This is a genomic window from Streptomyces sp. NBRC 110035, assembly GCF_000829695.1.
Taxonomy (GTDB): Bacteria; Actinomycetota; Actinomycetes; order Streptomycetales; family Streptomycetaceae; genus Streptomyces.
In genome coordinates this window covers 240,796-264,453 of sequence record NZ_BBNN01000017.1, presented here as the reverse complement: position 1 = coordinate 264,453, position 23,658 = coordinate 240,796, and the positions used below count along the sequence as shown (strand labels likewise).

The 23,658-nt window shown below is 73.2% G+C and carries 18 protein-coding genes and 1 pseudogene; 6 read left to right on the top strand and 13 right to left on the bottom strand.

Translation table 11 applies throughout. The annotated features are described in order from the left end of the window. Positions 1 to 145: 145 nt before the first annotated feature. From TU30_RS05725 to TU30_RS05710, 4 genes are all read right to left on the bottom strand, one after another. Positions 146 to 1,135, bottom strand: coding sequence for a malate dehydrogenase (locus tag TU30_RS05725; RefSeq protein WP_042165314.1), 990 nt, complete (start codon positions 1,133 to 1,135; stop codon positions 146 to 148). A gap of 493 nt (positions 1,136 to 1,628) precedes the next feature. Further along, positions 1,629 to 2,792, bottom strand: coding sequence for an XRE family transcriptional regulator (locus TU30_RS05720; protein ID WP_078878129.1), 1,164 nt, complete (start codon positions 2,790 to 2,792; stop codon positions 1,629 to 1,631). 495 nt (positions 2,793 to 3,287) lie between these two features. Then, a complete protein-coding gene (locus tag TU30_RS38225; protein WP_042165637.1) occupies positions 3,288 to 3,731 on the bottom strand; it encodes a DUF3017 domain-containing protein in 444 nt (147 codons plus the stop codon). 229 nt (positions 3,732 to 3,960) lie between these two features. Further along, positions 3,961 to 4,815: a bifunctional methylenetetrahydrofolate dehydrogenase/methenyltetrahydrofolate cyclohydrolase gene (locus TU30_RS05710; protein WP_042165309.1), complete on the bottom strand. Its 855-nt coding sequence runs from the start codon at positions 4,813 to 4,815 to the stop codon at positions 3,961 to 3,963. Positions 4,816 to 5,180: 365 nt separating this feature from the next. On the opposite strand from TU30_RS05710, the gene TU30_RS05705 reads away from it, so the two are divergent. From TU30_RS05705 to TU30_RS36935, 3 genes and pseudogenes are all read left to right on the top strand, one after another. Further along, entirely contained in the window at positions 5,181 to 5,789 is a 609-nt protein-coding gene (locus tag TU30_RS05705) for a hypothetical protein (RefSeq protein WP_042165307.1), read from the top strand. A gap of 147 nt (positions 5,790 to 5,936) precedes the next feature. Continuing rightward, positions 5,937 to 6,344: a hypothetical protein gene (locus TU30_RS05700; RefSeq protein ID WP_042165304.1), complete on the top strand. Its 408-nt coding sequence runs from the start codon at positions 5,937 to 5,939 to the stop codon at positions 6,342 to 6,344. Beyond that, positions 6,341 to 6,828, top strand: a pseudogene (locus TU30_RS36935) (hypothetical protein); the annotation flags it as partial. The gene TU30_RS05700 and the pseudogene TU30_RS36935, both read left to right, overlap by 4 nt. Positions 6,829 to 7,057: 229 nt before the next feature. Here the strand turns inward: TU30_RS36935 and purH are convergent. Both purH and purN read right to left on the bottom strand, forming a co-directional pair. Then, entirely contained in the window at positions 7,058 to 8,620 is a 1,563-nt protein-coding gene (purH, locus tag TU30_RS05685; protein ID WP_042165297.1) for a bifunctional phosphoribosylaminoimidazolecarboxamide formyltransferase/IMP cyclohydrolase, read from the bottom strand. Continuing rightward, positions 8,617 to 9,255, bottom strand: coding sequence for a phosphoribosylglycinamide formyltransferase (gene purN / locus TU30_RS05680; protein ID WP_042165295.1), 639 nt, complete (start codon positions 9,253 to 9,255; stop codon positions 8,617 to 8,619). Before purN ends, purH begins: the two co-directional genes overlap by 4 nt. 400 nt (positions 9,256 to 9,655) lie before the next feature. On the opposite strand from purN, the gene TU30_RS05675 reads away from it, so the two are divergent. Then, a complete protein-coding gene (locus TU30_RS05675; RefSeq protein WP_042165293.1) occupies positions 9,656 to 10,483 on the top strand; it encodes a hypothetical protein in 828 nt (275 codons plus the stop codon). Positions 10,484 to 10,580: 97 nt separating this feature from the next. On the opposite strand, the gene TU30_RS05670 is transcribed toward TU30_RS05675, so the two are convergent. Beyond that, positions 10,581 to 12,254, bottom strand: a complete 1,674-nt coding sequence (locus tag TU30_RS05670) for a DUF6350 family protein (protein WP_063837618.1) — start codon at positions 12,252 to 12,254, stop codon at positions 10,581 to 10,583. A gap of 96 nt (positions 12,255 to 12,350) precedes the next feature. Between TU30_RS05670 and TU30_RS05665 the strand changes: the two genes are divergently transcribed. Next, entirely contained in the window at positions 12,351 to 13,625 is a 1,275-nt protein-coding gene (locus TU30_RS05665) for a helix-turn-helix transcriptional regulator (RefSeq protein WP_042165291.1), read from the top strand. A 115-nt stretch (positions 13,626 to 13,740) separates the two neighbouring features. Here the strand turns inward: TU30_RS05665 and sucD are convergent, their stop codons facing one another. From sucD to TU30_RS05635, 6 genes are all read right to left on the bottom strand, one after another. Next, the gene (gene sucD / locus TU30_RS05660) at positions 13,741 to 14,625 is read right to left on the bottom strand and encodes a succinate--CoA ligase subunit alpha (RefSeq protein WP_042165289.1); all 885 of its coding nucleotides are present in this window, start codon (positions 14,623 to 14,625) and stop codon (positions 13,741 to 13,743) included. Between the two features lie 21 nt (positions 14,626 to 14,646). Then, the gene (sucC, locus tag TU30_RS05655) at positions 14,647 to 15,825 is read right to left on the bottom strand and encodes an ADP-forming succinate--CoA ligase subunit beta (protein WP_042165286.1); all 1,179 of its coding nucleotides are present in this window, start codon (positions 15,823 to 15,825) and stop codon (positions 14,647 to 14,649) included. 677 nt (positions 15,826 to 16,502) lie between these two features. Next, on the bottom strand, positions 16,503 to 16,718 hold the full coding sequence (locus TU30_RS05650) for a hypothetical protein (RefSeq protein ID WP_042165283.1): 216 nt from the start codon (positions 16,716 to 16,718) through the stop codon (positions 16,503 to 16,505). Between the two features lie 392 nt (positions 16,719 to 17,110). Beyond that, complete coding sequence (locus TU30_RS05645) at positions 17,111 to 18,292, bottom strand: VWA domain-containing protein (protein WP_042165281.1); 1,182 nt, start codon at positions 18,290 to 18,292, stop codon at positions 17,111 to 17,113. A gap of 172 nt (positions 18,293 to 18,464) precedes the next feature. Continuing rightward, on the bottom strand, positions 18,465 to 20,873 hold the full coding sequence (locus TU30_RS05640; protein WP_042165633.1) for a DUF5682 family protein: 2,409 nt from the start codon (positions 20,871 to 20,873) through the stop codon (positions 18,465 to 18,467). An 82-nt stretch (positions 20,874 to 20,955) separates the two neighbouring features. Then, on the bottom strand, positions 20,956 to 22,101 hold the full coding sequence (locus TU30_RS05635) for an AAA family ATPase (protein WP_042165630.1): 1,146 nt from the start codon (positions 22,099 to 22,101) through the stop codon (positions 20,956 to 20,958). A 132-nt stretch (positions 22,102 to 22,233) separates the two neighbouring features. On the opposite strand from TU30_RS05635, the gene TU30_RS05630 reads away from it, so the two are divergent. Next, positions 22,234 to 23,598, top strand: a complete 1,365-nt coding sequence (locus TU30_RS05630; RefSeq protein ID WP_042165278.1) for an SWIM zinc finger family protein — start codon at positions 22,234 to 22,236, stop codon at positions 23,596 to 23,598. The last annotated feature ends 60 nt before the right edge of the window (positions 23,599 to 23,658 follow it).

The window sequence follows — 23,658 nt, the reverse complement described above, 5'->3', positions numbered from 1 at the left end:
CGATGATGTGACTTGCGTTAACCTTTGGCCATGAGTTGGAGCCATGACCGCTCCACCGCACACGTGGACGCGCCCGCACACGCGAACGGGCCCCGTACCGGTCAAACCCGGTACGGGGCCCGTGGCCCGGAACGTGACCGACGGATCAGATGAGGCCGAGGCCTCGGACCGCCTCGCGCTCCTCCTCGAGCTCCTTGACGGAGGCGTCGATGCGGGCGCGGGAGAAGTCGTTGATCTCCAGGCCCTGGACGATCTCGTACTTCCCGTCCTTCACGGTGACCGGGAAGGAGGAGATCAGGCCCTCCGGGACGCCGTAGGAGCCGTCCGACGGGATGCCCATGGAGACCCAGTCGCCGTCCGCGGTGCCGTTGACCCAGGTGTGGACGTGGTCGATGGCCGCGTTGGCGGCGGAGGCGGCCGACGAGGCGCCACGGGCCTCGATGATCGCGGCGCCGCGCTTGGCGACGGTCGGGATGAAGTCCTCGGCCAGCCACTTCTCGTCGTTCACGACCTCGGCGGCGTTCTTGCCGGCGACGGTGGCGTGGAAGACGTCCGGGTACTGCGTGGCGGAGTGGTTGCCCCAGATGGTCAGGCGCTTGATGTCGGCGACCGTCGAACCCGTCTTCTTCGCCAGCTGGGTCAGCGCGCGGTTGTGGTCCAGGCGGGTCATCGCGGTGAAGCGCTCGGCCGGTACGTCGGGCGCGGCGGCCTGGGCGATGAGCGCGTTGGTGTTGGCCGGGTTGCCGACCACGAGCACCCGGATGTCGTCCGCGGCGTGGCCGTTGATGGCCTGGCCCTGCGGCTTGAAGATGCCGCCGTTGGCCTCCAGGAGGTCACCGCGCTCCATGCCCTTGGTGCGCGGGCGGGCGCCCACGAGAAGGGCGACGTTGGCCCCGTCGAAGGCCACGTTCGGGTCGTCCGAGATGTCGATGCCCTGGAGCAGCGGGAACGCGCAGTCGTCCAGCTCCATGGCCGTGCCCTCGGCCGCCTTGAGCGCGGGGGTGATCTCCAGCAGACGCAGCTTGACCGGCACGTCCGCGCCGAGCAGCTGGCCGGAGGCGATGCGGAAGAGCAGGGCGTAACCGATCTGGCCGGCCGCGCCGGTGACGGTGACGTTCACGGGAGTGCGGGTCATGGCGTTCTCCGTATGACAGCTGGCGGTGGGGCGTCCCTGCCCCGGGGTACGGGATCCCGTCCGGCTCGTGACCGGTGCCCGCCACGGTGATCGATCACCGGTACGGAGGGATCACCGCTGGATGATCGATCTCTTGGCGTCAAGAGATCCAGCGGTCAGGCTATCGCGCATCCACGATCGTGGACGGCCGGGCTCCATGTGGCCCGTCCCACAGAGTGACCGGGGCATACGCGAGCGCACTCACGGGAAAGGCGGCCGCCTGCCCGCAAGAGGGACGGAGGCGGCCGCCGTTCGGGTGACCGATCCTGCCGGACTCCCGTGGGGGTGACGTGCTCATGCCCGGCATTCGCCGGCTCATGCCCGTCCCGCGCCACGAACTTCACCGGGGGCATGCCGACCCGGGCGGGCCCCGGAGGGCCGCCACCGTCCCGCACCGCCGGCGCTCACCTCCCTGCGCCCGTACTCGGCGGGCCGGCGGGCGTGCCCCGGAGACCTACTCCGCGGTTCCCGCCGCCGTCCTCTCCGTGCACCCCTCCTCGCCGGAGGCCAGCAGCACGCACGCCTTGGCGTCCGCCGCCTTCCCGACCGCCATCATCGGGGTGTACGTGATCGTGTCGCCGACCTCGGTGATGCTGTCGCTCTGCTTGCTCTTCCCGCCGGTGATCTCGACCGTGTCGCCCTGCGCGGCCTGGGTGATCCGGCCCCACGCGGCACCGCAGACCTCGCTGTAGCGGACCTCGACGACAGCGGTGCCGACGGTCGCCGTCTGCGTCGTGGTGACGAGGTCACCGCTGCACCCCATGCTCTCCGCGTCCTTGCCGTGGCAGCTGTCGCCGCTGCACTCCACCCCGGCGGGCAGATTCGCGGGGACGGAGGCCGTGGGCGAGGGCGACTTCACCGCCTCGCCCTCCTTGTCGCCCTCGAGCCCGGTGACGTAGAACGCGGCCGCGATCACCACCAGCACGCAGACGGCACCCGCGAGGAACCCTCCCGCGCGCCGCTTGCCACCGGAGCCTCCGGAACCGCCACGGCCCGCCGCGCCCTGGGACGGCACGTCCTGCGCGCCCGGCGTACGCCCGTCGTCCCCCGCGGGCTGCGTGGCCGCGTGCGCCGGGACGTTCCGGCGCCCCGCCGGGGACGGTCCGGCGTACCCGGCCATGCCCCAGGAGTTCGACCCCGCCGTGTCACGGACGTCCGAGGGGGTGGGCTGCGGGGGCACCAGCGGGGAGCCCACGGCCGGTCCGGCGCCGCCCGGCCGGACCGCGGCACCGCCGCCCTTGCGGCCCCGGCCGCCCGCACCGGCCGACGACGGTCCGGCGAGCTCGCCCAGCGCGGAACGCGCCTGCGAGATCCTGATCGCCTCCATCGTCATGTCGTGACGCATCTCCGAGCGGCTCCAGGCCCGCTCGGCCAGCTCCCACATCGTGGTCAGGTGCACCGGATTGGTTCCGGTGACCTCGGCCAGTGCCACGATCGCGCCCTTGGGCGCGAGCAGCCGGCCGTTCAGATAACGCTCCCAGGACGTCTTGCTGTAGCCCGTGCGGTCCGAGACCGACGCGACACTCATGCCACTGCGGTCCACCACCCGCCTGAGCTGACTCGTGAACTCCTTGATCTGCGGATCGAGTTCATCCGGCAAGGCCTTCCAACGAGGCATCGATTCCCCACCTTCCCCCCGGTCGTGCTGGTATTTCCTCGCGCGTGGTGCCTCTGCCGAGTCCCCGTTCCGGCCACCCACATGGATGCCGCCGGTCAGGATCTCGGTTCCCGGGGTGGGGCGCACGGGAGCGTCAGGGCCGCGGGCATGCGCCGTCGCACGCTCACTCGCTCGTGTCCCAGTCTCCCACCGGCAGCCCTTCCGACCGAACGGAACCGGCACAACGCGGGGGACACCACAGGTTGTCCCGGATCGTCATGATTATCACGCCGCCCGGTTTCCAGGGGCACTTCGCGGAAGTTCCCGGGCCGGTCCGGGCCATCCGGGGGACGTACCGGAACGGTCACTTCCGTGCCACAGCGCCCTGACAGCCGTTGAACAGCCGGTTCACGGTGCAGGAAGGTTGCTTCCGGCGGCAGCCCGTCCTTTCACGGGGGTGAGGACGGGCCGCCGTTCACCGGATGTGCGGAACAGTGGGGCGGGGCAGCGGGGGCGTCAGCTGTTGCTGACGGTGAAGTGCAGGGTGTCCTTCAGGAACGGGATCTCCAGCCAGGGGTCGGGCTGCGCCATCATCGCCAGCAGCGCGATCGACAGACCCAGCACCCCGTACGTGGCGATGTCCGTGAAGCGGGAGCGCACGGCGAGCATGCCGACGCCCGGCAGCACCCAGCGCAGCGCCCCGCCGACCAGCAGCGCCACGCCGATCAGCAGCGTGCCGATCCGGAACAGGTCGAGCGCCGTCAGCAGCAGGCCGAGCCCGGCCACGAGCAGGACGGCGAGGATCGGCCACTGCCGGGCGGGCGCGGGAGCGTCACCGGGTGCGGCCCGGCCGCCGCCCTCCGGGCGGGCGGTGTCCTTGGTGAAGAGGGGGAAGCGACGGGTGGCGCGCCGTGGCCGCCCCGAGGCGTCGGGCGCGCTGACGGGGTCGACGACCGTGATCTCCTCGTCGGCGACGTCCCCGGAGGCCTCCTCGTCGGCGGCACCCTCGACCGGCTCCCGTTCCTTCCCCTTCTCCTTTTCCTGTTCCTGTTCCCGCTTCCGGTCCTGCTTCTGTACTTGGCTCTGCTTCTGCTTGTGCCCCCGGTCCGGCTCCGGCTCCGGCTCGTTCGTCTCGCCGAAGTCCGCCCCGGTCTCGCGGGCCCCGGCCTTCGCCTCTCGGGCGCTGCGGTCAGCCGGCACTGCGCTCCGCCGCCTCGACCACGTTGACCAGCAGCTGGGCCCGGGTCATCGGGCCGACACCGCCGGGGTTCGGGGAGATCCAGCCGGCCACCTCGGCCACGTCCGGGTGCACGTCGCCCACGATCCTGCCCTCGGCGCTGCGGGAGACGCCGACATCGAGGACGGCCGCGCCGGGCTTGACGTCCTCGGGGCGGACGAGATGGGCGGAGCCGGCGGCGGCGACGATGATGTCCGCGCGCTTGAGGTGCGCCGACAGGTCGCGGGTGCCGGTGTGGCACTGGGTCACGGTGGCGTTCTCGCTGCGCCGGGTCAGCAGCAGCGGCATCGGACGGCCGATGGTCACACCGCGGCCGACGACGACGACCTCGGCGCCCTTGATCTCCACGCCGTAGCGGCGCAGCAGGGTGAGGACACCGTTGGGGGTGCAGGGCAGCGGAGCCGGCTCGTTCAGGACCAGCCGGCCGAGGTTCATCGGGTGGAGGCCGTCGGCGTCCTTGTCCGGGTCCATGAGTTCGAGGATGCGGTTCTCGTCGATGCCCCTGGGCAGCGGCAGCTGGACGATGTACCCGGTGCAGGCCGGGTCCCCGTTCAGGTCGCGGACGACCGCCTCGATCTCCTGCTGCGTGGCCGTTTCGGGCAACTCCCGCTGGATGGAGGCGATACCGACCTGGGCGCAGTCCCGGTGCTTGCCTGCGACGTACTTCTGGCTGCCGGGGTCGTTCCCGACGAGGATCGTGCCGAGGCCGGGCGTGACGCCCTTCTCCTTCAGCGCCGCCACGCGGGCGGTCAGATCGGACTTGATCGCTGCTGCGGTGGCCTTGCCATCGAGAATCTGGGCGGTCATGGCCCCATCCTCGCGGATGACCGGCCCCGGGTTCCAATCCGCCCGCATTCCGGCCGCCCCGTGCGAAGGCCGCACCCGGGCCGTGCGACGGGCGCGCCCGGGCGGCCTCGAGGTTCGCGATCCCACACACCGGCTCCGGGCCGCCCCCGCACCGGTCGCGTTCCACATGCATCCGGCCAAGATCAGCAATGTTGCACTTGCACAACACCATCTGCCTGCGGCTGGACAATCGACAGATCCGTCGAGAACGATGAACGGACAGTGCCGCGGGCAGTACCGGGGGGACGGACCGCATCTGTAGACCTTCCTCCGACCCGCGCCCCGCGTGTCCCCGCACCTGAAGCGACAACGGAGGAAGAACCGCCATGAGCTTCGGCGACCCGAACAACCCCTACGGGCAGCCGCCCCAGCAGCACGGCGGGCCCGGCTACGGCTACCCCCAGCAGCAGCCCCCCGGCCAGCCCGGTTACGGCTACCCCTCGCCGCCGCAGTTCCCGCAGCCCTACGGACAGCCGGGGCCGGGCCCCGTGGCGGTGATGCCGGGCAGCGTGAAGGCCGCGCGCGTGATGCTGTTCGTGCTCGGCGGGTTCCAGGCCCTCGGTGGCGTGCTGATGATGGTGGCCAGCGCCTGGTTCGCCGACTACCTCCAGGAGGAGCTCTCCTCCGACCCGAACATCTCGTCGGACGACGTGAACACGGCCGGCGACATCGGCGCGGGCGTCATGATCGTGTTCGGTGTGATCGTCCTGGGATTCGCGTTCTGGGCGATCCTCACCGCCGTGAAAATGGCCACGGGCCGCGGCGGGGTGCGCGTCTCCGCGATCGTCTACGCCTCGGTGGTCACGCTGTTCAGTGTGATCAGCCTGCTCACGGCCAACGTCTTCGCGCTGATCAGCCTGATCCTCGGCATCCTGATCATCGTGTTCTGCGCCAACCGCAACGGCAGCCACTGGTTCAACCGGCCCCGGTACTGAACCCGTTCCCCCGCCGTGCCGGATCCGCCCGGCACTGCTTTCGGCCCATCACGCACCAGGGCCGTGTCTCCCCCGTACGGGGGAGACACGGCCCTGGTGCGTCGCCCTGATCTGGCGGGATGGCCGTCAGGCACGGGGAGGCGCACCTTGTACCGCATCATCGCCGTACCTCCGCCGACCCCGGGGGACGCAGGACACCACAGCACACGGCTCCGGCCCGCCCCGGGCGAAAGCCTCGCCTCCGGCCGGGCCGCGCGCGTCGGGGCCGGGCCGGAGCGGCTGGACACGCCGGTGCCGTCCGGTTTCCCACGGTTCGCCCTCCCCGCGGTCGGCGGCCTGCTGCCGCTGGGGGCCCGGGCACCGCGCCACGCCTGCCTGCGCACCGACGGCGAGCACCCGCGCGTCGACGGCGGTCCCGGCACCACCGGCCCGGGCCCGCGGCCCAACGGCAGGAAGGAGGAGTCGCCGGTGTCCCCGGCGCTCCGCTTTGGTCCGGTCCGGGAGGAGGACCCGACGGTGCCGGCGGCGGCGCCCTGCCGCCGGACGGTCCGATGACCGAGCCGTACGCCGTCACGGTGCCCAAGGGCTACCGGGTCGGCGTGTGGGAGGTGCGCGAACCGATCGCCACGGGCGCCTTCGGCAGTGTCTACGCCGCCCGGCGCACCGGCGAGGGCGAGGGCGACAGCACCGGGGCGGCGCGGGACAGGGCCGGGAAGGCACCCCCCGGGCGCGCGGTCCCGGGCGCCCGGGACCCGAGCGGGTACGAGGGGTGCGGGAGCCGCAGGAACCGCTGCCCGGGTCGGTCGCGCTGAAGTTCCTGCCCACCGGCACGGGCACACCCCGGCAACTGAGCCATCTGCGCGAACTCGTCGAGCGTGAGGTCGAGCTGCTGCGCCGACTCAGCAGACCCCGGCCGATCCGGATGTACGAGACACTCACCGTCGACGACCCCGGCCGCCCCACGCTGGACGGCGCCACCGTCCTCGTCGTGGAGAAGGCGGAGGGCTCGCTGTCCGCCCTGCTCGCCGCCGCCTCCCGTACGTCGTACCGGAAAGTGAACGACGCGGGCGGAGTTCCCCCGAAATACCGCACGTACGCCGACCGCGTCACCCATTACCTCAGGGAGTACACGCCTCCGGCCGGGAGGTGACCCCGGGACGTCCGAGGTCGCGTCCCTCGGCCCGCGCGCCCCTCCGCCCGTCCGCTCGCGCGGGCAGTCGGAGGGGCGCGAACCCCGGCGGGCAGTCGGCGTCACCGTCGCTCCACCGTCAGTGGAAGAAGTGGCGCGTCCCCGTGAAGTACATCGTCACGCCGGCCTTCTCCGCGGCCTCGACGACCTGCTCGTCGCGGACCGAACCGCCTGGCTGGACCACGGCCTTCACGCCGGCCCCGGTGAGGATCTCCAGGCCGTCGGGGAAGGGGAAGAACGCGTCGGAGGCCGCGTAGGAACCGGCCGCGCGCTCGGCTCCCGCCCGCTCCACCGCGAGCTTCGCGGAGTCGACCCGGTTGACCTGGCCCATGCCGACGCCGACCGAGGCACCGTCCTTGGCGAGCAGGATGGCGTTGGACTTCACGGCCCGGCACGCCCTCCAGGCGAAGGCCAGCTCGGCCAGCTCCGCCTCGGACAGCGCCTCGCCGCTCGCGAGGGTCCAGTTCGCGGGGTCGTCGCCCTCGGCCTGGAGGCGGTCGGCGACCTGGAGGAGGGCACCGCCGTCGATCGGCTTGACCTCGACCGGGGCGGCGGGGGCCTCGGGAGCGCGCAGCACGCGGATGTTCTTCTTCTTGGTGAGGGCCTCGAGGGCGCCCTCCTCGTAGTCCGGCGCGACGACGACCTCGGTGAAGATCTCGGCGACCTGCTCGGCCATCTCCTTGGACACCGGACGGTTGACCGCGATCACGCCGCCGAACGCGGACAGCGGGTCGCAGGCGTGCGCCTTGCGGTGCGCCTCGGCGACGTCCGCACCGGTCGCGATGCCGCACGGGTTGGCGTGCTTGATGATCGCTACGCACGGCTCGCTGTGGTCGTACGCGGCACGGCGGGCGGCGTCCGTGTCCGTGTAGTTGTTGTACGACATCTCCTTGCCGTGCAGCTGCTCGGCCTCCGCGAGGCCCCCCGTGCCGGAGACGTACAGGGCGGCGGGCTGGTGGGGGTTCTCGCCGTAGCGGAGGGTGTGCGCGCGGTCGTACGTGGCGCCGAGGAAGTCCGGGAACCGCGACTCGTCGACCGGGGCGTACTCGGAGGCGAACCAGGAGGCGACCGCCACGTCGTACGCGGCGGTGTGCCGGAAGGCCTCGGCGGCGAGCCGCTTGCGGGTGGTGAGGTCGAAGCCGCCGTCCTTCACCGCCGACAGGACGTCGGCGTAGCGGGCGGGGCCGGTCACCACGGCGACCGAGGGGTGGTTCTTCGCCGCGGCGCGCACCATCGACGGACCGCCGATGTCGATCTGTTCCACGCACTCGTCGGGCGTCGCCCCCGAGGCGACGGTCTCGCGGAACGGGTAGAGGTTGACCACGACCAGGTCGAACGGCTCCACGCCCAGCTCGCCGAGCTGCTGCCGGTGGCTGTCGAGGCGCAGGTCGGCGAGGATGCCGGCGTGGACCTTCGGGTGCAGGGTCTTGACGCGGCCGTCCAGGCACTCGGGGAAGCCGGTGAGCTCCTCGACCTTGGTGACCGGTACACCGGCGGCGGAGATGCGGCCGGCCGTGGACCCGGTGGAGACGAGCTCCACACCGGCCTCGTGCAGGCCGCGCGCGAGGTCCTCGAGGCCGGTCTTGTCGTAGACGCTGACGAGCGCCCGTCGGATGGCCCGCTTGTTGCTCTCGGCGGTCACTGGATAACTACCTTTCGTCCCTCAATGCGATAGCCGTTGCGGGCGAGCCGCCCCACGACCTCGACGAGCAGCCTTCGCTCGACTTCCTTGATGCGCTCGTGCAGCGCGCTCTCGTCGTCCTCGTCCCGGACCTCCACCACGCCCTGCGCGATGATCGGCCCGGTGTCGACGCCGTCGTCGACGAAGTGGACGGTGCAGCCGGTGACCCTGGCGCCGTACGCGAGCGCGTCCCGCACGCCGTGGGCTCCGGGGAAACTGGGCAGCAGGGCAGGGTGGGTGTTGACGAACCGCCCGCCGAAGCGCGCGAGGAACTCCTTGCCCACGATCTTCATGAACCCGGCGGAGACCACGAGGTCGGGCGCGTGGGCGGCGACGGCCTCGGCGAGCGCCGCGTCCCACTCCTGCCGGGTGGCGTGGTCCCCGACCCGGCACACGAAGGTCGGCAGCCCGGCGCGCTCGGCGCGGGCGAGCCCTTCGATGCACGCGCGGTCGGCACCGACGGCCACGATCTCGGCTCCGTACGCCTCGGCGCCGGTGGCGGCGATCTCGTCGAGAAGCGCCTGAAGGTTGGTGCCGGATCCGGAGACCAGCACGACGAGACGCCTGACGCGCTCGGCCACGGGCTTGGCGGCCACGGTGAGGCCCTTTCTCGGGGAGCACTGGTGCGGTCGGGGACCAGCACTTTGTACATTCATACGAATGCTTCGCGCCCTCGGATACGGGGAAGCCTACGAAGCGGCCGACCGCCCGCAACGATACCGGCACATGAGGCGGCCCTCACGGGACGGGGGCGTGGCCGGAAGGTAGCGTCTGGGAAGAGCCGGTTCACCACGTCCGGGAACGACCGGTCGCCCGGGAACGCCACCTGTGCACCAAGCGTTCACAGGATGAGGCGCCCGGGCCGGGAAGCGGACGGGAACGCGTCGGCTCGGCCGCACATGTCCCAGCCCGCCTGGCAGTAGCCGCAGTCGGGCAGTGACTGCAGCAGTTGTTGATGGACTTGATGGACTTGATTAAGGGGAAGACGCTCACTTGATGCCGGACCGCAGCCTGCGATTCCTCACATTCCCCCAGCCGTCGGCGCAGGGAGGGGAGCGTGGCGCCGTGCTGCTGCGGGAGCGCCCCTCCTCGCCGCCCGAGACGCCCGGGACACCCCGGGGCGAGGGCGGCGGCGGTGACAGGCGCCGTGACTCCGAGGAGAACAATCCGTTCGCGCCGCCACCGGAGGGGGCTCCGGACCAGCCCTGGCAGCCCCGCCGCCCGTCCGGCGACGAGGACGGTGACAGTGGCGGCCAGGGAGACGGCAGCGGCCGCCCCCTCTGGGGCGGGCGGTGGAGCGACCGGCAGCCCGGCCGCTCCACCGGCGGCTTCGGCGAGCGCCCGCACGGCCCGGAAGGGCAGGGCGGCGGCGGGGCCGGCGGCCCCCAGAACCCCGGCCCGCGCTGGGATCCCACGGATCCCGTCCAGCGCCGGGCGCGCTACTCCCTGCTGTCCGGCATGTGGGCCTTCTTCTTCGCCCTGTTCGGCTGGCCGTACGTCGCGCTGCTGCTGGGCGCGCTCGCCCTGCACTGGGCCGTCAGCGCCCTGCGGGCCAAGCCCCACGCGGCGTCCGCCCCCGACTCCCCGGCGCCGACCGCGCAGACGGACCGTCCGCAGAAGGGCCGTCCGCAGACCACGGCGGCGGTGAGCGGGCTGGTCACGGCCTCCCTGGCGCTCATCCTGGTCGCCGCCGGCTTCACGGCCCAGATGGTCTACCAGGATTACTACACGTGCACGAACGACGCCCTCACCCAGCAGTCCAAGGAGTCCTGCGACGACCTCCTGCCGGACCCGCTCCAGAACCTGCTCGGGACGGCCGAGTGAGAACCGGCTGACAGCCGGTCGGCAGCCGGTTGACCGGCAGTCGTCCGGCAGCGTGCCCCGGCTCCCCGGCACCCGCTTTCCGAAGCCGCCTCCCGCCCTACCGGGCGGGAGGCGGCTTCGGGGTTTCGGGAACGGTGGGGAGACCCCGGCCGGGGAGGTCATGGCCGGGGAGGTCATGGCCAGGGAGGTCATGGCCGGGGGCGGGATCCGCCGGAAGGAAGTCGTAGGGGCCGGCGGCGTCCCGGCGCCGTCGGCCGTCCGCCGTCGCGCCGGTGCCGTCCTCCGGCGCCCCCCGGCGCGGGCTGCCGATCCTCACCCTCCATGCCCGCGCAGTCGCCCGCGCCCCTGCCCACGCCTTCTCGTCCACGCTCGCCGGTGCCCGCTCCGCCCGCTCGCTCCGGGGCGTGCGGCACCGCCAGGCCCGTACCGGCAGGGCCGTCGCCGTGGCCACCAGCCCGATCCACACCAGCGTCGCGCCCCCCGTCTGCCACCAGACCGGCCCGAACCGGGAGAGCGCGGCGACACCCATCGGCCCGCCCGCCCACGCGGCGAACAGTGTCAGCAGGACCGCGCACAGGACCGCCGCGACCACGGCGACACCGGCCGTCCGGCCCGGCGACCAGACCACGTACGGTTCCCGCCCCGCCCGCCCGCCTCCGGGCTCCGCCGGGTGCCCGGCCGTCGTGGCCCCCTGCGCGACGTACCACCCCGCCGACGCCCCGGCCGCCAACGGCACGGCCAGGGCCGTCCAGTTCGCCGGCGTCCCGGCCCCCGCGTCCGGCACCGCCGCAAGGAGCGGGAACGCGGGCAGCAGCGGAGCCGGCGCGGCGGAGAGCGGGGTCACGGCATGGCCGACGCCGAGGAGGAACCCGGGGCCCAGGGCGTACGCCGCCGCCCACACCGCCGCGTTCGGCAGCAGAACGACGCCGAGCAGCAGCACCGCGACCCACCCCGACCACCCCTGCGTCAGCCGCAGGAAGGCGTCCCGGGTCTCGCCGCCGTGCCACAGCAGTGAGACCGTCAGCAGCAACGCTCCACCGCCGACGAGCACCGCCGACCCCGCCGCCGCCGCGCGCGCGGCGACTCCGAGGCGCCCGTCCGGGCCGAGGAGCAGATGCCGTACGCCCCGTGGCAGCAAAGCCCCCGCCGTCCGTTCCAGCGGCCCGCGCGGGCAGCCGTACGCCCGCCACACCCCCACGCCCGCCGCCACCACCGCGACCAGTGGCACGTACACGCCCGCCGACGCCCACGCCGGCCTCAGCGGGCCGCCCGCGGCGTAGAGCGCTGCGGGCGTGCCGACGGCCAGGTAACCGAGGACGACGCCCGCCCAGGCCGTCGGGCCGTGGACGAGCGGGGCGTCGCCCGAAGCTTCCGGTGCCTCCAGGGCACCCGACGCCTCCGACGCGCCCCCGTCGGTGGCGTCGCGGGCCGCACGGTGCAGCAGCCACACCGGGAGCGCGAGCAGGAGCAGCGGCGGGACGCCGAGTGGAGCGGGCACGCCCGAGAGCGTGTCGGTGCGGACCAGTTCGGCACCGTGCGCCAGCAGCCACAGCGCCGCCGCGACACTCAACGCGCCGTCGGGTCCGCTGTCCGGGTACGGCGAGCTGATCCACAGCAGCGTCACGAGCATGGCGAACGCGGCGAGTCCGAGCCCCGCCGCGAGGGCACCGCCGAGGAGGGAGGGGCCCAGTCCGGGCGAGCGGTCGCGCACCCGGGTGAGCAGGAGGGACGGCCTCGTTCGTCGGGTGGTCGTCTGGATCACACCCGCCATGCTCCCAACGACACGCCCTTTCCCCGCGTAACAGGCAAAGCACCGCCGTGTCGCTCAATATACGTTTATGTACTTTTTTGCACGAAGGGGCGCCCTGTGACACGGAGCCCTGCCACTCCCCTCCCCCCGCCCGAGGAACGCCGACGCCTGCGCGAGTCCCGCTCGCTGACACAGGATCAGCTCGCCCGGCGGGTCGGCGTCAGCCGCGAGACGGTGCGTGCGTGGGAGTCCGGCCGCACCGCACCGCGCGGCCGGAAGGGGGAGGCGTACGCGAAACTGCTGACCACCACCACCGCCGCCACCACCACCACCGCCACCGCCACCGCCACCGCGACGAACCCCGAGCCCACCGAGCCCTTCACTCCCGCCAGGTCCCTCACCCCGACCGAGCCGGCGAAGTCGGCCGAGCCCTCCGGGTCCTCCGAGTCCTCCGAGTCCGCCGAGTCCGCCGAGTCCGCCGAGTCCTCCGGGTCCCCCCGGCGTTCGACCGAGCCTCCGGCGCGTTCGGCCGCCCGGCGGGCCGTCCGGGAGCCGCCCGCCCGGTCCTCCTTGAAGGAGACCGTGGATCCCGCCTCCCTGACGCCCGCTCAGGCATTCGACGCCCTGTACGCCTTCTGCGCCCCGGCGCTCGTACGACAGGCGTATCTGCTGTCCGGCCGTCGCGACCTGGCGCGTGAATCGGTCGAGCGGGCCTTCCAACTGGCCTGGGAGCGCTGGCCCGAGGTGGCGCGCGACCGTGACCCGGCCGGCTGGGTGCGCGCAGCGGCGTACGAGTGGGCGCTCGCCCCGTGGCACCGGTTCCGGCCCCGCTGCCGGCACCCGGAACCACCGCCCTCGCAGCCCGTCGACCGCGCGCTGCTCGACGCCCTGCTGCGACTGCCGCCTCCGCACCGCCGCACGCTCGTGCTCTACGACGGTGTCGGCCTCGACCTGCCGGAGACCGCGGCGGAGACGGAGGCGAGCACGTCCGCGACCGCGAGCCGCCTGCTGCACGCACACGAGACCCTCGCGGCCCGGCTGCCGGAACTGTCGGATCCGCTCGTGCTGCACCGCCGGCTGGCCGAACTGGCCTCCGCCGAACACCTCCGGTCCGCCGAACCGCCGGAGGTACGCGACGGCAGCGAGCGCAGGGCCCGCCTCCGGACCCGGGCCGTCATCGCCTTCACGGTCGCTCTGATCGGCGCCACCGCACTCACCCTGCACACGGCCCCCACACGGTACGACCCGCCGGTGCCGCCCGGCGAGACGGTCCAGGGGGTACCGCCGCGGGTGGCACCGGGGCCCCTGTCCGGCGAGGAGCGGGAGTTGCGCGCCAAGCTCCGCGAGGAACTGCTGCACGGCCCGGAGCGGCTGGCACCGCAGTCACGGTGACGGTCCCGGCCGCGGCCCCGGTACGGCTTCCGGTCCCGGCCGCGGCCCTTCCTCCGAAAACGACGACGGGCCCGTCCCCTCCGGGGGAACGGGCCCGTCCGTGTTCTGCGGCTGATCAGCCCGCGAGGATCTCGCGCGCCAGCTTGGCCGTCTCGGTCGGCGTCTTGCCGACCTTGACGCCCGCGGCCTCGAGGGCCTCCTTCTTGGCCTGGGCGGTACCGGACGAACCGGAGACGATGGCGCCGGCGTGGCCCATGGTCTTGCCCTCGGGCGCGGTGAAGCCCGCGACGTAGCCGACGACCGGCTTCTTCACGTTCTCCTTGATGTACGCCGCGGCCCGCTCCTCGGCGTCGCCGCCGATCTCACCGATCATCACGATCAGGTCGGTGTCGGGGTCGGCCTCGAACGCGGCCAGCGCGTCGATGTGGGTCGTGCCGATGACCGGGTCGCCACCGATGCCGACGGCCGACGAGAAGCCGATGTCCCGCAGCTCGTACATCATCTGGTACGTCAGCGTGCCGGACTTCGAGACCAGGCCGATGCGGCCCGGCTTGGTGATGTCGCCCGGGATGATGCCGGCGTTCGACTGGCCCGGGGTGATCAGACCGGGGCAGTTCGGGCCGATGATCCGGGTCTTGTTGCCCTGCGACACGGCGTACGCGTAGAACGCGGCCGAGTCGTGGACCGCGATGCCCTCGGTGATGACGACCGCGAGCGGGATCTCGGCGTCGATGGCCTCGACGACGGCGGTCTTGGCGAACGCCGGCGGTACGAAGAGGACGGATACGTTCGCGCCCGTCTTCTCCATCGCCTCGGCGACCGTGCCGAAGACCGGGATGTCGTTGCCCTCGATGCCGACGGAGGTGCCCGCCTTGCGCGGGTTCACACCGCCGACGATGTTCGTGCCGTCGGCCAGCATGAGCTTGGTGTGCTTCATGCCCGTGGCACCGGTCATGCCCTGGACGATGACCTTGGAGTCCTTGTTGAGGAAGATAGCCATGGCTGTTCTGTCCCTCGTCCCTTACTTCGCAGCCGCGAGCTCGGCGGCCTTGTCGGCCGCGCCGTCCATGGTGTCCACGCGCTGCACGAGCGGGTGGTTGGCGTCCGAGAGGATCCTGCGACCCAGTTCGGCGTTGTTGCCGTCCAGGCGCACGACCAGCGGCTTGGTGACTTCCTCACCCTTGTCCGCGAGCAGCTGCAGCGCCTGCACGATGCCGTTGGCGACCTCGTCGCAGGCGGTGATGCCACCGAAGACGTTGACGAACACGGACTTGACGTCCGGGTCGCCGAGGATGATCTCCAGGCCGTTCGCCATGACGGCGGCGGAGGCGCCACCGCCGATGTCGAGGAAGTTGGCGGGCTTCACGCCGCCGTGCGCCTCACCGGCGTAGGCGACGACGTCCAGGGTGCTCATCACGAGCCCCGCGCCGTTGCCGATGATGCCGACCTCGCCGTCGAGCTTGACGTAGTTGAGGTTCTTCTCCTTGGCGGCGGCCTCCAGCGGGTTGGCCGCGGCCTTGTCGTGGAACTCCTCGAAGTCGGGGTGGCGGAACTCGGCGTTGTCGTCGAGGCTCACCTTGCCGTCGAGGGCGAGGACGTCGCCGGAGGCGACCTTGGCCAGCGGGTTGACCTCGACGAGGAGCGCGTCCTCGGCGATGAACGTCTTCCACAGCGTGACGAGGACGTCGGCGACCTTGCCGGCCACCTCGGCCGGGAACTTCGCGGCCTCGACGATCTCGCGCGCCTTCTCGGGGGTCACGCCCTCGTTGGGGTCGATCGGCGTCTTGGCGACGGCCTCCGGACGGGTGGCCGCCACCTCCTCGATGTCCACGCCGCCCTCGACGGACGCGATGGAGAGGAAGGTGCGGTTGGCACGGTCGAGGAGGAAGGAGACGTAGTACTCCTCGACGATCTCCGGAGCGGTCTCGGCGATCATCACCTTGTGGACCGTGTGGCCCTTGATGTCCATGCCGAGGATGTCCGTCGCGCGGGCGACGGCCTCGTCCGGGGTTGCTGCCAGCTTCACACCACCGGCCTTGCCGCGGCCACCGACCTTCACCTGCGCCTTGACGACGGACTTGCCGCCGAGACGCTCGGTGATCTCGCGCGCCGCCTCAGGCGTGTCGATGACTTCACCGGCCAGCACCGGTACATCGTGCTTGGCGAAGAGGTCCCTCGCCTGGTACTCGAACAGGTCCACGCGCTTCCGTCCCTATCAGTGATCTCGCGGTTCGTTGGATGCGTGGGCGTGCCGCGAAGGGCAACGTGACGACGTCCGCTGTGTCACAAGGGAAGCGCACACGGTGTCCGAGCGCGCGGCATGTCCATCTCGCAGGCTATCGCCGGTTGCGAGGCCTCCCGAAATCGTGGGGTCACACCTGAGCGGTGATACCTGTCACATGATGCCCGATTCGGTGACACAGAGTGCCATGGGCAAGTGACCTCACCGGGCCGGGGTCGGCCCGGTGAGGTCCGCCGTACACCCGGCGGGCGGGAACGTTGCCGCCCTTCGGGGTGCGGGGTGGCCGGCTCCCACCCCAATGGGGCAGGCCACCTCATCCACGGCCCCCGGACGGACAGGCCGATGGCGTTCGGCCGTCCACGTCCGGATGTCCCGTGAAACCTTTATTACTCGCGAGTCAGGTTAGTCGTGTGATCTGCATGACGCATACGACATAGGTGATGTACACGACGTAGGTGATGTACGCGATGGACAGAGGCCTCGGAGACGGCGGGGAGGTCCGGGGCTCGGGTTTCCGCACCCGGAGAGGGGCGGGGGCGACCCGGCAGGCAGGCCCACGGCACCGTGCACGGTCCCGCACGGACAGGGCCGTGCGGGACCGGCCGGGGAGCACGGTCCGCCCGTCGCGGGCTTGCCTACGCGGGGGAGACGGGGACGTCCCGGTACCGCTCCCGTGTGTCGGCCGCTCCGGCCTGCGCGGCGGCACCGGGGACGAGCAGGGGCGGGGCGGAACCTCGCGTCACGGTGACGGCCGGGGTGTCCCCGTGACGCGGGGTTCCGTGGCCGGTGGCGGTGCGGTTGCCCCTCGTGCCGTCCGGGCTTTCGCCGGGGGTGCGGGGAGCGGGGGCCACCGGCTCGGCACGCTCCCCGCGGCCCCGCGGCCGTCGGCTCCGCCGTGCGGTCAGGTGTCGTACGCCTCGGCGCCGACCCCGGCGCCTCCGTGGTGCGGGCCGTACGGGGCGGCCTCCGCCGCTCCGGGTCGACCCGCGGCCGGTGACGCGGAGGCCTCCGGCTCCGGCTGAGGAGCGGGCGCCGTCTGCCGAGAGGCCCCGGCGCCCGGTGCCCATCGGCGGGTCGCACGTGAGCGGCGCAGGCAGGGGGACCGACAGCAGCCGACAGCCCCGGGGATCCGGGCGGCACCGGGAGATCGGGCGGCACCCGGAGCACCGGGAGCTCAGGGAGTGGCGCGGGCTGCGCCGTCCTCCTCTTCTCCGCGCCTCTCCCCTCCTTTCTTCCCCCCTCCTCACACCGGGTCCGGTACCGGCAGCGGACGTTTCTCGATCGCCGCGGCCATCACCTCCGGAAACAGGTCGGGCGTGCAGGCGAACGCCGGCGCGCCCAGCGCGGCCAGTGCGGCCGCGTGCTCCCGGTCGTAGGCGGGCGCTCCCTCGTCGGACAGCGCCAGCAGCGTCACGAACTGCACCCCGGACGCCTTCATCGCCGCGACCCTCTTGAGCATCTCGTCGCGGATGCCCCCTTCGTAGAGGTCGCTGATGAGGACGACCACCGTCTCCGCGGGCCGGGTGATCTGTGACTGGCAGTACGCCAGCGCCCGGTTGATGTCCGTACCGCCGCCGAGCCGGGTTCCGAAGATCACGTCGACGGGGTCGTCGAGCTGGTCCGTGAGGTCGACGACCGCCGTGTCGAACACGACCAGCCGCGTGGCGATCGACCGCATGGACGCGAGGACCGCTCCGAACACCGACGCGTAGACGACGGACGCCGCCATCGACCCGGACTGGTCGACACAGAGGACGACCTCCTTCTTCACCGACCGCGCGGCACGCCCGTAGCCGACGAGCCGCTCGGGCACGACCGTCCGGTACTCGGGGAGGTAGTGCTTGAGGTTGGCCGCGATGGTGCGGTTCCAGTCGATGTCGTGGTGGCGGGGCCGGTCGACGCGGGCGCTCCGGTCGAGGGCACCGGTGAGGGTGGCCCGGGTGCGGGTGGCGAGCCGCTTCTCCAGCGCGTCGACGACCCTGCGGACGACGGCCCGTGCCGTCTCCCTGGTCGTCTCCGGCATCGCCTTGTTGAGCGACATCAGAGTGCCCACGAGGTGGACGTCGGCCTCGACCGCCTCCAGCATCTCCGGTTCCAGGAGGAGAGTGGCGAGCCCCAGCCGGTCGATGGCGTCGCGCTGCATGATCCGGACGACGGAGGACGGGAAGTAGGTCCGGATGTCCCCGAGCCAGCGCGCCACCGACGGCGCGGACGCCCCCAACCCCGCCGAACGCTCCTGCCCCGACCGCTCCTTGCCTCCCTTCTGCGGTCCGTCCGCCTTGCCGTAGAGCGCGGTGAGCGCTCCGTCCACGGCGGCGTCCTGCCCGGACAGACCGCACCCGGTGCCGTCCGCCGCGCCCCCGCCCAGCACCAGCCGCCACCGCCGCAGCCGCTCCTGCTCCACGTCCGTCACCGCAGCCGACATGTGTCCCCCTCGTGCTGTGATCCTCCGCGCCGTGGCCCTTCACTCCGTCGCCCTTCGGGCCCGGGGTTCTTCGGTCCGGGGTCCTTCGGTCCGGGGTGTTCGTCCCGCACTCGTGCGTCCTGGGCTCGTGCACCCTGCGGCTGTGCGCCTCGCTGCCGTACCCGTGCGTCGGTCATCGCGCCGCCTCCACCAGGCCGGCACACGCGCCCCCGCCGCCTTCGCCGCCCCGGGCGGCGGCCCGGTCCTCGTCCAGGCCGAGCAGCAGCCGCACCACGGGCAGGACCGCGTCCGCACGGGCGGTGTCGAGGCCGGCCGCGAACCCGGGTGCTCCACAACCGGCGGTCGCCGGGCCGACCGGCGCCCCCGGTCCGCGCCGGACCAGCTCGCCCAACGTGCGCCGGACCCCGGACTCGTACGCCGAGAACGTCCGCCGCAGCAGCGGCAGTACGTCCGTGAACGCCTCCGCCGGCACGCCCGTCAGCCACGCGTCGACCAGTCCGCGGAGCCGCTCGTCGTGGACGAGGAGCAGACCGCCGCCCGAGCCGCCTCCGACGAAGCCCTCGATCCACGCCGCCGCGTCCGCCGGTGCCGTACCCGGCGACGACAGCACCAGCCCCATCTGCCGGGCCGCCTCGTCGTGCGCCAGTTCCCCGTCGTCCAGCAGCAGGCGGACCGACCGTCCCCGTATCACCCCGGGCACGGTGTCCCGCGTCGCCAGCGTGCGCAGCACCGACGCCCAGCGGGTGCGCAGGTCGCCGTGGCCCGGCGCGGGTGCGTCGCCGAGGAGGCCGACCGCGCCGTGCACGGCGTCGAGGTGGCCGCGCATCTCGTCGGCGGCGTCCGCGTCCAGTCCGGCACACGCCGGCGGCAGGCCGACCAGGATCCGCTCCGCCAGCCCGGCGGCGACCTCCGCGAGCGCCCCGGAACCGGTGCCGCGCACATCGCCGTAGCGCAGCGAGCGGACCAGGGCCGGCAGGGCCCGGGCGAGATGGCCGACGTCCGAGTCGAGGGCCGCGCGGTCGGCCAGTATCCGCATCACCGTCGGCAGCGCGTCGGGCAGTTCGGCCAGGAGGCAGCGCTCGGCGAGCCCGGTGACGTCGGCGAGGCCCTGTGCGGCTTCGGCGTCCGCCTCCGCCCTGGCGGTCGCGGCGGCGCGTACGGTCGTCCCCCATATCCCGGCCTCCGCGACCCGCACGGACAGCTCCGGTTCCCAGCGCAGCCGCCAGGCCTCCCGGAAGGTGCCCGTACTCCCGTACGAGGCGACCGGCTCGCCCCAGTCCACGGCGAGCAGACGCAACCGGTGCAGCAGTCTGCTGCGCTCCCCGTCGGTCTCCTTGCGCAGGTCGAGCTCCAGCTCGCGCTCCGCGGCCTCGGGCTTCAGCCGCAGCCTGCGCTGGGTCCGCGTGAGGTCCCGCTGGAGGGGTACCGCGGGCGCCGCCGCCGGCACCTCCCCCAGCACGTCCCCGACGACCAGCCGGTCGTGCACCAGCGCCAGCGGGACGTCGGAGCCCTCGCACATCACCGCCCGGACGGCGTCGGTCGTCTCGCCCAGACCGGGCAGGGGCCGGCCGCGCATCGCGGCGAGCGCGTCCGCCAGCCGCACCGCCTCGATGACATGGGCGGAGGACACGATCCGGTCCTCGGCCCGCAGCAGCCCCGCCACCTTGGTCATCCACCGCTCGACGGGCCGGTCCACCGCGCCGAACAGATGCCCGTACCAGCCGGGCGAGGTGATGCCCGCGCCGTATCCGCTGAAGCGGGACAGCCTGCGGTTCGTCCACGGCACCCAGGTCATGTCCGCCCTGACCTTCGGCAGCCCCTTCAGCAGGGCCCGGTCGGCGGTGACGGTGGTCCTCCGCCGCAACGCGGGCACGTGCCAGGCACCGCAGACGACGGCCACGCCGCCCCCGAACTCGCGCTGCGCCGCCCGGATCTGAAGGCGCATGTACGCCTCCCGGACGGGATCTTGGTCGTGTCCGCCGCTTCCGCCCTCCTCCCGGAGCGCCGTCATGGCCTCCTCCAGAACCGTGAACGGTGCGAGTGCCTCGCCCTTCTCCCCCACGCCCCGGTGCTCGACGACGTCCTCCCACCAGCGCTCGGCGTCGTCGTACCCGGCTGCCTCGGCCAGCACCGCGAGCGGATCGATCCGCACACCGGCACCCGCGCCGGACGCCCGCTCCCCGTCCGCCGTTTCGCGGTCCTCCGGTCCGCCCTCCTCCTCCTTGCTCCAGGCCAGGCTGTGGACGGCCGGCAGGTCGATGAAGCGGGCGGGGACGCCGTGTTCGAGCGCCCAGCGGATCGCGACCCACTCCGGGGAGAACCCGGCGAGCGGCCAGAACGCCGAGCGGCCGGGCTCGTCCACGGCATGGGCGAGCAGGGCGACCGGCGGGCGCATGTCCTCGTGCACGGCGAGCGGAATCAGATCGTTCGCCTCGGGCGGGCCCTCGACCAGGACGGCCTCCGGCCGGGTCTCCTCCAGCGCGGCCCGCACCGCCCGCGCCGACCCCGGCCCGTGGTGCCGCACTCCGAGCAGCAGCGGTCCCGTTCCCCGGACGCCACCGGGCCGGTCCACGTCGCTCATGTCTCCCATGCCGTCCCCGTCCCCCTCGAAGCCCCGCCGGGCGGGCACGCCGGCTCCCGGCACGCCGCGCTCCCCCTGCCGTTCACGCGCCGGCCTCCCGGCAGGCCCGGTAGAAGTCCGTCCAGCCGTCACGCTCGCGGACGACGGTCTCCAGGTACTCCTGCCAGATGACGCGGTCCGCCGCCGGGTCGCGGACGACCGCGCCGTGAACGCCCGCCGCGACGTCCCCGGCCCGCAGCACGCCGTCGCCGAAGTGGGCCGCCAGCGCCAGACCGTTGGTGACGACGGAGATCGCCTCGGCGGTCGACAGCGTGCCGCTGGGCGACTTCAGCTTCGTCCGGCCGTCGGTGGTGACCCCGTCGCGCAGCTCGCGGAAGACGGTCACGACCCGGCGGATCTCGGCGATGCCGTCGGGCGCGGCCGGCAGGTCGAGGGAGCGGCCGATCTGGTCCACGCGGCGCGAGACGATGTCGACCTCCGCCTCGGGGGTTTCCGGCAGTGGCAGCACCACGGTGTTGAAACGGCGGCGCAGGGCGCTGGACAGGTCGTTGACCCCGCGGTCGCGGTCGTTGGCGGTGGCGATCAGGTTGAAGCCGCGGACCGCCTGCACCTCCTGGCCCAGTTCGGGAATCGGCAGTGTCTTCTCCGACAGGATCGTGATGAGCGTGTCCTGGACATCGGCCGGGACACGGGTCAGTTCCTCGACACGGACCGTCGTCCCGTCCGCCATCGCACGCATGACGGGGCTGGGCACGAGAGCGTCGCGGCTGGGTCCGTGGGCGAGCAGGCGGGCGTAGTTCCAGCCGTAGCGGATGGCCTCCTCCGGGGTGCCGGCGGTGCCCTGGACCAGCAGGGTGGAGTCACCGCTGACCGCGGCGGCGAGGTGCTCGGACACCCAGGTCTTCGCGGTGCCGGGCACACCGAGGAGGAGCAGCGCGCGATCGGTGGCCAGGGTGGTGACGGCGACCTCGACGATGCGGCGCGGGCCGACGTACTTCGGTGTGATCACGGTGCCGTCCGCCAGCGTGCCGCCGAGCAGATAGGTCGCGACGGCCCACGGGGACAGCTTCCACCGGGCGGGGCGCGGACGGTCGTCCTGCCCGGCCAGCGCGGCGAGTTCGGCGGCGAAGGCGTCCTCGGCGTGCGCCCGCAGGACCTCGGCCGGGGGCAGGGTCCCGGAGCCGTTCTGACGCGGGTCGACGGATGTCGGTTCTACGGAGACAGTCATGGTGCGCTCCCCCTCCGGCTCGGCCGGTTCGGATCTGGTGACCACCGTGCACCACACCACTGACAATCGCTTTGAGCTGTGCAAACGCAAGCACCGGGGCGATTGTCAGTGGTGCGGCCTACCTTCGATGACATGACTCAGCAGGGGGAGCGCTGGAGTGCGGACCAGGTGCTGGCCTTGGCGCCCGACACCGCGTCCCGCAAGGCGGGAAGCAGGCTCGGCGCGGCCGGTCCGTGGTCCGGGGCCGGCCGTTCGGACGAGGGGGCGGTGTGGGGGCTGTGCGAGGGCAGCGGCAGCAAGCCGTATCGGACGGTGGTCGACCTCGCGGACGCCTCCGGTCCCGCGTACAAGTGCAGTTGCCCGAGTCGTAAGTTCCCGTGCAAGCACGCGCTCGGTCTGCTGCTGCTCCGGGCCGGCGACGAAGGGGCGGTGCCGCGGGCGGAGGTGCCGGAGTGGGCCGGTCGGTGGATCGCGGACAGACGCGGACGCGCGGAGCGGAAGAGGACCGCGGCCTCCCCGTCGGGTCCCTCGTCCGGGCCCGCCGATCCGGAGGCGGCCCGGCGCAGGGCGGAGCGGCGCGCCGAACGGGTCACGGCGGGCGCGGCGGAGCTGGAGCAGCGGCTGGCGGACCTGCTCCGCGGCGGGTTGGCCACGGCCGAGCAGGCCGGGTACGGCCTGTGGGAGGAGACGGCGGCCCGGATGGTCGACGCACAGGCGCAGGGACTGGCCACCAGGGTGCGCGAGTTGGGGGCGATCCCGGGCACGGGTCCGGGCTGGCCGGTGCGGCTGCTGGAGGAGTGCGCGCTGCTCCACCTCCTCGATCAGGGCTGGCTGCGCCGCGAGCGGCTGCCGGAGGGCCTGGCCGCGACGGTCCGCTTCCGCATCGGCCTGCCGGCCTCGGCGGACGGTCCGCCGGTGCGCGACCGCTGGCTGGTTCTCGCCCAGTACGACACGGCGGACGCGCGTCTGACGACCCGTCGGACCTGGCTGCATGGAACCCGGTCGGAGCGTACGTCGCTGCTCCTCTCCTACGGCGCTGCGGGACGTGCTCCCGAACCGGCGCTGCCGGTGGGACTGGCCCTGGACGCGGAGCTGTCCGCCTATCCGGGCCCGGGGCAGGTCCGGGCGGCGCCGGGCGAGCAGTTCGCGCAGCCCGCGCCCACGGCCGAGCGGCCTTCCGGGACGACGACGGCCCTGGCCGCCGCCCGGTACGGCGACGCGCTGCGCGACGATCCCTGGCTGGATTCGGTGCCGGTGACCCTGGACCGGGTGATACCGGTTCCGGACGGGGACTGCTGGCAGCTCGCGGACGCCGACGCCGACGCGGACGCGGCCCTGCCGCTCACCCCGGCCGCGTGTTCCCGTCCCGGCCTGTGGCGTCTCGTCGCCCTCTCGGGCGGGGCGCCGGTCAAGGTCTTCGGCGAGTGCGGCCACCGGGGGTTCACTCCGCTGTCGGCCTGGCCGGAGGGGCCGGGCGAGGTGGTCCCCCTGTGCTGACCCACCCACCGCTCCGCCCCCGCCGCCCTCCGCGCTCCCCGGACGTCTCCGCACACGCGG